This is a genomic window from Rhizobium aureum (genome assembly GCF_030182495.1).
Classification (GTDB): Bacteria; Pseudomonadota; Alphaproteobacteria; order Rhizobiales; family Rhizobiaceae; genus Rhizobium; species Rhizobium tropici_C.
Genome location: NZ_JAQJCI010000041.1, coordinates 1 through 3174, shown reverse-complemented (window position 1 = coordinate 3174; position 3174 = coordinate 1). Strand labels below are relative to the sequence as shown.

The 3174-nt window shown below is 63.5% G+C and carries 2 protein-coding genes and 1 pseudogene; 2 read left to right on the top strand and 1 reads right to left on the bottom strand.

Annotated elements, in window-relative coordinates; genetic code table 11:
* Positions 1-226 (bottom strand): annotated as a pseudogene (locus PH552_RS33585) (IS110 family transposase); the annotation flags it as partial.
* 185 nt (positions 227-411) lie between these two features.
* Here PH552_RS33585 and PH552_RS33580 point away from each other — a divergent pair.
* On the top strand, positions 412-2337 hold the full coding sequence (locus tag PH552_RS33580; protein WP_183765875.1) for a GumC domain-containing protein: 1926 nt from the start codon (positions 412-414) through the stop codon (positions 2335-2337).
* A 116-nt stretch (positions 2338-2453) separates the two neighbouring features.
* A partial coding sequence (locus PH552_RS33575; RefSeq protein WP_285166722.1) for a tetrahydrofolate dehydrogenase/cyclohydrolase catalytic domain-containing protein occupies positions 2454-3174 on the top strand: 721 nt, incomplete at its 3' end.

The following is a 3174-nucleotide window of genomic DNA, read 5'->3' as shown; positions in this document are numbered from 1 at the left end:
GCGACATCAAACGGATCTCGTGACCCTGTTCCGCAAACCGCCGACCGAGATGATGCGCGCCGCAGCATGCTTCCATCGCAACCACACAAGCAGGAAGCTTCACAACATAGTCGATCAGCGTCTGTCGACGCATTGTTCGACGAACGACCACAGCTCCCGCCGCATCGACGCCGACCACGCTGCAGGAGTTCTTGCCCAAATCAATTCCAAGAATAGCAATAGACATTGGTTGGTCCTTTCCCTTTCCCGATATCAGCATTGTACTCGATGCTGGGTGAAAGGGCGGGCCATCCCATAATGCCGAGCGCTCGCCTATTCGCGGACGCGGCGTTAACTCTTTCTTTGGCATGAAAGTTTAGAGTGGGTTAACCATTGCATTGGTCTCCGACCACGTGCGCGAGATAGCCCGCCATGTTTGAAAGCAAAGCCAGGCCCGGATTCTACCGAGACGATGCGGAAACCTTCGAGGTATCGCGCGGATCGGGCCGGCATGTTTCTCCTTCTCGGGGCGACGATAGCTTGCGCCGTACAGCCCATCTGCAAGCGGCTAATTCCGACGATCCGCGCGATGCGGAGCTGCGCGCCATCCTGCGCAGGGCGCTGGATGGCCATCCTTATCCGGTCTCGGGACGAAGGGGATCGGTGGAGGCGGGGTCGCCGGACCATCGGCCTGCCGGGTACCCCCAAAGCATTCCGCCGTTCCGCCGCGCGGAGCCCCAACAAATGCGGGAGCCAGCATCGGAGCCCGTGCCCGATCTGCTGGAATTCGTGCCCGACCTGCTCGAAGGCATGCCGGAACTCTCTCCGCAGACTGCGATCCCCGATCTGGCCGAGCATAGGCCGCGCATCGGTCGCTGGTCTCTCGGTGTCCGCTCTCTCGGTTTCATCATTGCAACCGCCTTGGCGGGCGCGGCTGTCCCGACGCTGCTCGCACCGCCGCCGCTCTATATGTCGCAGGCAGTTCTGCATGCGGAAGGCGAGGGCAGCGGCCGCCGGACGTTGCTGGACGTCGCAGCGAAACGTGCTGTCGCACCGTCCGTGCTGTCCGATGTCGTCGCCAGGATGAAGCTCGATCGCGATCCGGAATTTACCGGCAGCCGGGCGGGTGCTCTCGGCATTGCCGTCGAGCTCCTGTCCGGCAACGGCAACGCATCCGATGCGCCCTCGCGCGCCCAGGCGGCTCTCCGCAAGGGCATCGCTGTCGGCATCGATGGCCAGACGGGTCTGCTGCGCTTGACCGTGACCAGCGGCGATCCCACCAGATCGGCCGATATTGCCAATCGCCTCGCTGTCGCCACCCTCTATGATGCCGCCGTCGCAAAGGCCGCTGGCACGTCGCTCGAGGTCGAGACGGCAGCCGACCGCAGCCGCAAGGAATTCGATCGCGCATCGGCGGCCCTGGCCGAGTTCAAGACGCATTATGGCGAGGACAAGATCGCGGCGGCGTTGGCGCTCCAGCAGCAGCGTCAGCTGTTGGACGGCGAAATAAAGGCAGCCGGGCTGGCCTTGCGCGCGGCCAAATCTCGCCTTGCATCGGTCAGGTCGGCCACGCCGGCCTCCGTGCTGAGTGGCGCCTTGTCGGGCGATGTCGCATCCGCCGGCCTCGATGATCTGCGCAGCCGCTATAGTGCCGCCAGGACCCAGCTTTCACAGCTTTCGACGCAGCTTGGTCCACGCCATCCCCGCTTGCTTGCGCAGCAGGCGACGGTCGATGATCTTGCCGCCGACATCCGCAGCCAACTGCAGCGGCTCGTCGTCAGCAGCGACGCCGATGTGAAGGCGGCCCTCGAAAAGCAGACGGCTCTTTCGGCTGAGATGACGGGCCTCAGCCAGAAGAGCATCGATGTCGACGTCATCCGCCTTGGGCAATTGCAGGAAGCCGTGGCCGTCGCGCAGAGCCGCTTTGAGGCCGATCAGCAGAATGCCGCTCTGTCGGTGCCGGAAGCCAAACAGCCGCTGACGCTGATCTCGCACGCCGTCGCATCGGCTCTCCCGCTGGATGATCATCTCGCGAGCAATCAGGCAATCGGTTTCCTGGCCGCCCTCGGCATGGCACTTGGCGCGGTGTTCCTGCGCAAGTGGCTGAGCGGTGCCGAAGCCGCGGAAGGCCATGTGGCTGACGATAGCGTCATGCCAGCCCTTCCTTCTTTCCATCAGGATAGCGACACATCGCTTCCGCCTTTGCCCGCTATCGCGGCTGAGCCGCTGCCGGCTACCCCCGAAATCGCAGGCCGGCTCGACCTTGCGGACGAGTGGGGCCGCATTCAGCAGGAACTTGCATCCCTGCGTGCCAAGGTCGAGACCTACGCGGTGCGCAGGAATCAGGACCGCGGCTGATCTCCCATCGTTTTCCCTTGCAATTACCGCTTTCAGACACCATAGGGCGTTAGCAGGCAATTATGCCGGGCCGATGGTCTGTAGATTGCCAGCGAATTCATGATCGGGAGACGAGCGTGACGACAGTGATCGACGGGAAACAAGCGGCCGCTTCGGTGATCGAGGCCGTGAAGGCTGCGGCGGCTGGGCTTGAAGCGGAGGCCGGTGTGAAGACCGGGCTTGCCGTCGTCATCGTCGGCGACGATCCGGCCAGCCACGCCTATGTGAACTCCAAGAGCAAGATGGCTAGGGAATGCGGCTTCAAGTCGGTCCAGTACACGCTGCCGGCCGAGACGACGCAGGAAGAACTGGCAAGGCTCGTGGCCTCGCTGAACGACGATCCGTCCATCCACGGCATTCTCGTGCAGCTGCCGCTGCCGAAGCATCTGAACTCCGATGCGATCATCCAGTCGATCAAGCCGGAAAAGGATGTCGATGGCCTGCATGTGGTCAATGCCGGCAAGCTTGCGACCGGTGATCTCGAAACCGGGCTGATCTCCTGCACGCCGGCCGGCGCCATGCTGCTGGTGCGTTCGATCCACGGCGAGGACCTGTCGGGTCTCAATGCCGTCGTCATCGGCCGCTCCAACCTGTTCGGCAAGCCGATGGCGCAATTGCTGCTTTCTGCCAATGCGACGGTCACGACGGCGCATTCGCGCACGAAGGATCTGGCTTCGGTCGCGAGGGGTGCCGATATTCTGGTGGCGGCCGTCGGCCGTCCGGAGATGGTCAAGGCCGACTGGATCAAGCCCGGCGCCACCGTCATCGATGTCGGCATCAACCGGATCGCGGCCCCGG